Source organism: Phormidesmis priestleyi BC1401 (assembly GCF_001650195.1).
Lineage (GTDB): Bacteria > Cyanobacteriota > Cyanobacteriia > Leptolyngbyales > Leptolyngbyaceae > Phormidesmis_A > Phormidesmis_A priestleyi_B.
Map to the genome: position 1 here is coordinate 177,570 of NZ_LXYR01000004.1, position 6,481 is coordinate 184,050.

At 49.8% G+C, this 6,481-nt stretch carries 6 protein-coding genes; 2 read left to right on the plus strand and 4 right to left on the minus strand.

All coding sequences use genetic code 11. The features are described from left to right. Nucleotides 1–6 precede the first annotated feature (6 nt). The 3 genes from A8707_RS04220 to A8707_RS04230 form a co-directional block, all read right to left on the minus strand. Nucleotides 7–417 (minus strand): tellurite resistance TerB family protein, encoded by a 411-nt coding sequence (locus tag A8707_RS04220; RefSeq protein ID WP_068815422.1) that lies wholly within the window; start codon nt 415–417, stop codon nt 7–9. Between the two features lie 19 nt (nt 418–436). Next, complete coding sequence (locus A8707_RS04225) at nt 437–1,777, minus strand: 16S rRNA (cytosine(967)-C(5))-methyltransferase (RefSeq protein ID WP_068815425.1); 1,341 nt, start codon at nt 1,775–1,777, stop codon at nt 437–439. Nucleotides 1,778–1,933: 156 nt separating this feature from the next. Next, on the minus strand, nt 1,934–3,901 hold the full coding sequence (locus A8707_RS04230) for a hypothetical protein (protein ID WP_068815426.1): 1,968 nt from the start codon (nt 3,899–3,901) through the stop codon (nt 1,934–1,936). Between the two features lie 183 nt (nt 3,902–4,084). Between A8707_RS04230 and fabG the strand changes: the two genes are divergently transcribed. Then, nucleotides 4,085–4,897, plus strand: coding sequence for a 3-oxoacyl-[acyl-carrier-protein] reductase (gene fabG / locus A8707_RS04235; RefSeq protein WP_462686385.1), 813 nt, complete (start codon nt 4,085–4,087; stop codon nt 4,895–4,897). On the opposite strand, the gene A8707_RS04240 is transcribed toward fabG, so the two are convergent. After that, nucleotides 4,898–6,016, minus strand: a complete 1,119-nt coding sequence (locus A8707_RS04240) for a DNA cytosine methyltransferase (protein WP_068815429.1) — start codon at nt 6,014–6,016, stop codon at nt 4,898–4,900. 46 nt (nt 6,017–6,062) lie between these two features. Between A8707_RS04240 and A8707_RS04245 the strand changes: the two genes are divergently transcribed. Beyond that, the gene (locus tag A8707_RS04245; protein ID WP_082906215.1) at nt 6,063–6,323 is read left to right on the plus strand and encodes a helix-turn-helix transcriptional regulator; all 261 of its coding nucleotides are present in this window, start codon (nt 6,063–6,065) and stop codon (nt 6,321–6,323) included. Nucleotides 6,324–6,481: the final 158 nt, after the last annotated feature.

The window sequence follows — 6,481 nt, forward strand, 5'->3', positions numbered from 1 at the left end:
GGGGTTTTAAAATTCGGCTAGCCAACGCTGATAGAGTTTGCGAATTATAGACAAAGTTTTGCTGTAGAAAGGCTCTGACGCGTCGGTCGAGTCGATCAACTGCAACCTTGAGAGCAGTTTGGCTTCTTCGTTTGCCACCGTCCCATCGCTGTAAATCAAAGCGCTAATGGACTCGATTAGAGTTTGGCAAGTTTCTGAGGTGGGACGATCGCCTAAATAATCTCGCAGCCACTGATAGCATTCTTCTGGCTTCACGGCTCGAAGTTCATGTAAAAGTGGCTGAATCTCAAGATCGTCCGCTACACCTTTTTCCTTAGCAACCTGATGGAGATGTCGTCGCTCTTCGGGCTGGATATCGCCGTCTAGCCAAGCGACTCCGATTAAGATTTTGACGAGAGTCTTAATGTCAGTTGTCATAGGTTATTTCTCCTCTGCCCTACACTCGCTTTAGTCTTGTCATAAAAAATCCATCCATGCTCTGCTGATGAGGCAGCACTTTTGCCCACCCTTCAGGGTGCAAAAATGGAGCGATCGCTGATTCAGACGCTGGACGATCGACGCTCCAATCAGAATTTTTGCTCAAAAAGTCTTGAATCACAAACTCATTTTCGGCAGGATGTAGGGTGCAGGTTGCGTAAACTAAGATGCCGTTTGGCTTAACCCAAGATGCGGTGTGATTGAGAATTTCTCGCTGAAGCTGAGAGAGTTCTTGAACGGTTTCGGGAGTCTGTCGCCATCGGGCATCGGCATGACGATTCAGGGTTCCTAACCCAGAGCAAGGGGCATCAATGAGGACTCGATCGCACTGCCCAACAAACTGCGGCAGTTCTCGACTGTCTCCAATGTAAATCTGAATCGATTTTAAGTTCAAGCGATCGACATTCTGCTGGAGGCGTTTTAGACGAGACGGAGTGCGATCGCACGCCCAGACCGTCCCGCTATCAGCCATCAATTCTGCGAGGTGCATCGTTTTTCCTCCCGGAGCGGCGCAGGCATCAGCGATAGTTTCGCCCGACTGCGGATCGACGAGGTAGCCAACCAGTTGAGCGCTGCTGTCCTGAACAATCCACCACCCTTCTTGAAACCCTGGTAATTTTTGAATAGCGCCTGAGCCTTGGGGCAGTCTCAACGCTTGGGGCAAATGAGGAACTCTTTGGACTTGAATGCCCGCAGACTGCATCGCGGCTTCGACTTGAGCAAGCGACGATCGGAGAGTGTTCACCCGCAAATCAATGTGTGGCGGCTGATTCATATATTCGCAGAGCCGTTCAGTTTCTGCGATACCAAACTGATCCAACCACACTTGCACAATCCAATCTGGGAAACTGTGCAGAACTCCCAATCGCTCGATCGGATTGTCAGGGAGTTGTAAGGGATCGCTTGGCGACGCTTCGGACGATCGAATGTATTGCCGCAATAATCCATTTACAAATCCGGTTAAGCCAGAGAATCCGTTTTGCTTGGCTAATTCGACGGTTGTATTGACCGCTGCTGATGGCGGGATTTGATTCAAATAACGCAGTTGATATAACCCCAACTGTAAAATGGTTCGTAGATCTGGGGGCTGCTGAGTTTTTTTGGTTGCAAGCTGGTCAATCAGGGCATCGAGCGTGCGTCGTCGTCTCACACAGCCATAGACTAACTCGGTCAGCAGGCGACGATCGGCGGCACTCAATTCGGTCTGATGCAGCACTTTATCAACGGCGACATCTGCAAAAGCGCCTTTTTTGACCGTGCGGAGGGCAAGGAATGCGAGTTGGCGAGAGTTTTGGGTCAAGAGAGCGATGTCCTAAAATTGCCATATTCAGAATAGCAACCGAAACGAAGCTTCGAGAAATTGTCAGCTAAATCAATGTTGCTTCGCGTAAGCTGACCCACTCCCAATCGTCAACCTATTTAAACAAGACTCAACCTTTTAAAAGATTGACTACCTTCACCGTCCCAAGATCCGCTTCCAAGCCTCAATCTGAAGCTGTGCCTCTGCATATGCCTGCGTGCGAGGCGGAATCTTTTGAGCCGTCACGATCGCGCCTGCTAGATCGGTGTCTGCTTGACTAATCGCTGCCTGCAAAATCTGCTGACTCCACTGCCCGATCGCCTGATCTGCTTCAACCCTTTGCGGACTTGAACCCGGCACCCTACCCGCCAATTGAATCGCCTCGGCTAGAGAATCAGGCGTGCCGCTATTTGCCGCAGTTCGAGCTTGTTCAAGCCCTTGCTCGGCTTGCTGTCGTCTCTGCCAGGTTTGCACCTTTGATTGAGCATCGCCATAGAGTGCGCTGCTAGAGCCGATGCCTTGAGCCGCCGCGATCGCGCCTGATAAATCGCCCGATTCGGCTAAACGGTCGGCTTGATTCAAAGTCGGCTCGTCTTGAAGTTGAGCTAACTGTCGATTCCACTGCCCAATTCGTTTCTGCGCTTCTTTATAGAGGGCACGTTCTGGAGTGATCTGTCGTGCCTGATCCATTGCGGTTTGCAGATTGGCAACATCGCCTCGGCTCGCAAGCTGATCGGCTTGGTCGAGCAGCGGACGATCTTGCTGAGTTTGTATCTGTCCACTCAGTTCGTTAGCGAGTTTTTGCGCTTCTTGAGACCGAGGATTATCAGATGGGACAAGAGATGCTTGCGCGATCGCGGCTTGCAGATCTTCAGGTTTACCTGATCGAGCAAGCTGACGGGCTTTTTCTAACTGAGCAATATCGCCCTTCTCAGACTGCCAGCGGCTGAGGAACGTTTGAGCTTTTGCATAAAGCGGGCGACCCAGCTCTACTTTTTGAATTTGAGCGATCGCGGATTCGATATCGGCGACGGTTCCGCCCCAGGATCTTGCCTGAGCACGGGCAATCACATCAAAATCTTCGACTTCGCGCTGCAAGTTGGCGATCGGCGGAATTTTAGCGAGGATATCCAACGCTCCCTGCAAGTCTCGTCGATTCAGGGTATTTTGTGCCAGATCAAACATTTTTTGTCCAATCTGGGCGATCGTGTCTTGAGCGTCTTGATAGACATAGCTCTTATCGTCTACGTTCGACGCAAGTTTGATTGCCTCTAACAGGTTGGAAATGCCGCCTCGATCGGCTAAATCTTTTGCCTTGGCAATCTTGCTGATGTCGGCGCGAGTCAGGGTGATTTTGTCAGTCAGTTCTTGATATTTTGTCGTTTGCCAGAAGGTATTGTTGATCGACAGCAACCGAGCCGCGTCTGACGATGCTTTACGCCAGTTTTGATCGCGCAGGGCATCTTCGACCCGTCGATAAATCGCTTCGGCATCTGACCAGATTTTTTGCCAACGGTTGATGCGCCCTTCGACTTCGCCATAGATGTTGGCACGTTTGGGAACTTTGCGCGCCATATCGATCGCGTCACTCAACTTTCCGGCGTTAAAGGCATCGTCTCCTAGCTGCAAAATCTCGCTTGACCACTGCTCAATTAGTCGCGATGCCTCCTGGTGGAGAGGGTGATCGTCTGGCAAGCTGTTTAAGAGCTGAATCGCCTCTAGCAAATCATTGACGGTTTGCTTGTTAGCAGCAAGTTGGGCACAGTGCATTCGGAGTGACGCAGATGCCAACGGCCAAAAAATAGCCGGACAGTTGGGCACAGCAGGCAGCTTAAAGAGAAACCCGATCGCCAGAAGGGTGATTCCCCCTGTCATCGCTAGTCCCAACCCGGCAGCGAGCCGCCAATCAGTCAAGACGCGCCCCACCCGTTTTTGCAGATGTGCCCTTGAAGTTTGAGGCTCAGGAGACAGATCAGAAGCATGGGATTGAGTCGCCCCGATCTCTTCTGGAGGCTGACTCGATTGCCGCAGAGACGATGACTCTGTAGAGGATAAGCCGAACGGTTTTCCTCGTTTTTGCGATTTAGGAAGCCGCCGATCTGGAATGCCACGGTCTCTAGTCATAGAATCTTGGTAAGAACAGCGCGATCGCTTGAGTTTTTTTTGACCATAGACAAGACAATAGATGCAATCCTACTCTTCATCTCGCAAAAAACCAACTTCTCGATCGAGATTGAGTGGTTTGAGTTGTCAAAATTTGACTCTTTGCAATTTTAAGCGTTTGAAAGCAAACATTCAAAACTCTCCGTGTCTCGATATGATGATATCCGCACACTGTTAACAGAGAACAAATTTATGGAAGCGTTGCCAGTCGCATTACAGCAATTGCAGGGAAAAGTCGCGATCGTCACCGGAGCTTCACGGGGCATTGGGCGATCGACCGCGCTGGCGCTGGCATCTGAAGGCGCAAATGTGGTGGTCAACTATGCCAGTTCGAGCGGTGCGGCTGATGCCGTGGTGAAAGAGATTGAAGCGATGGGAAGCGCCGCGATCGCCGTTGCCGCCGATGTCTCTAAAGCGGATCAAGTCGATGCGTTGGTCAATGCCGCGATCGAGCAGTGGGGCAGAATCGATGTGCTCGTCAACAATGCGGGCATCACTCGCGATACGCTGCTGCTGCGAATGAAGCCCGAAGATTGGCAAGCCGTGATTGACCTCAATCTCACAGGCGTTTTCTTGTGCACCAAAGCCGTCAGCAAAATCATGCTCAAACAGCGATCGGGACGCATTGTGAATATCACCTCCGTTGCCGGACAAATGGGCAACCCCGGACAGGCAAACTACAGTGCAGCCAAAGCGGGCGTGATTGGGTTCACCAAAACCGTTGCCAAAGAGCTTGCTCCGCGTGGCATCACCGTTAATGCGGTCGCACCAGGATTTATCACCACCGACATGACCCAGGATGTCAAATCCGATGAAATCCTCAAATACATCCCCCTCGGTCGCTATGGGCAACCCGACGAAGTAGCCGGACTGATTCGGTTTCTGGCATCGGCTCCGGCGGCTGCCTATATCACTGGGCAGGTGATGAACGTCGATGGTGGCATGGTGATGGCGTAGTTAGATGGCTAATCGTAACTGCTTGGCTTCACGCTCCAAGAGAGGTCGTGGCGTGATTACTTCAGGATTGCTGAGAAAATCTTGAACAACTTCCGCCACGACTTGTGCCAAGTCGCAGGGAACAGCATTGCCTATTTGCCTATAGATCGAGCTTTGTCCGCCTATAAACTGATAGTCGTGTGGAAAGGTCTGTATTCTAAGCGCCTCATCAATCGTCAATCGTCTAAGTCTTTTAGGTGCGGCATCTAAAGATAGTGGTTCTCCCCCTTTCATCAGGTATGAGTGATACCATTCAACCCAGCTATCTTGACCAAAATAGCAATGCTCTTCATCAATAATTGGCGTTTTATTCCCACCCATAGAAGCGTGGAGAGCGCATGAATATCCAGCAGGATTCAGTGGTCTCCCCTGACCGTTAAACATCATGCCTGCATAGGGCGATCGTCGCATTACTGGCTTTGCGGCTGTAGTAACTTTTGCATTGCATACTCGCTGATTATTCTTAGAACCTGCGAAACCTAGAGGTGAAACAATATCTCTAACGGTCGGCGCTGGCTTTTTATATCGATCAAACCGTGCCTCTAAGTTACTGATGTCTTCAATATCTCTAAACCCAATCAGAAACATGCGCTCTCGGGATTGTGGTACACCGAAATCAGATGAATTAAGTATTATCAGCTTGTATGTATATCCCAATTGGCTGGCAAAACGGAAAAGCTTTTGGCGAATCTCAGCCCATTTATCAAGAACTGCTAATGCCTTAACATTCTCACAAATAAAAGCCCGAGGCTTTGTAAGCTCTACAGCTTTCATGAAGACCCATAATAATTTGCTACGTGGATCGTCGGGATTCATCTTTCCAGCTACAGAAAACCCCTGGCAGGGCGGACCACCAAAAACGAGATCGACTCCCTCAAACTGACGTATATCAGGTAAGTTTTGATTAATGTCACCGCACTTGATAATCCCTTCTGAGTGGTTTGCCTCATATGTGAGACAAGCATCTCTATCGATGTCACTGGCACTAACAACCTCAACTCCTGCTCGGGTGAATCCAATATCCATACCTCCTGCGCCGGAGAAAAGTGAGAGTCCTGATAAATGCATTCTGTTCTTCATGTATGCGATTTTGGCATATTTCCCTTTTCAAATCAAGATCTGAATTATGGAAAGTCAAAAGCAATCTATCTCAAGTATTCATGATCCTGAGTACCATAAGATTGTTGATGCTCTTATTTCCATAAGAGAAAAATCAAGACTCTCTCAGAAAGCAATTGCCTGGGAGATTGGTTTGACGCAACCTGACGTTTCCAAAATAGAACGTCGGGAACGCCGCATCGACATTCTAGAAGCATTACGATGGGTTCGGGCTACAGGTGCTGACCCTACTGAGTTTTTTGCCCAGTTTGCTAATTCAGAGAGTTGAGCATGACCCTTTCCAGACCAACCGTCGATCAGAGAGCTGCTGAGCAAGTTTTCCGGGAAGCTATAGCCGTTGCCAGTTAGGTTAGGACATACTATAGAAGTTGAGACCCTCAAATGAGCGATGCCAGCCCCCTACAGCGATGACCTCCGACAAAAAGT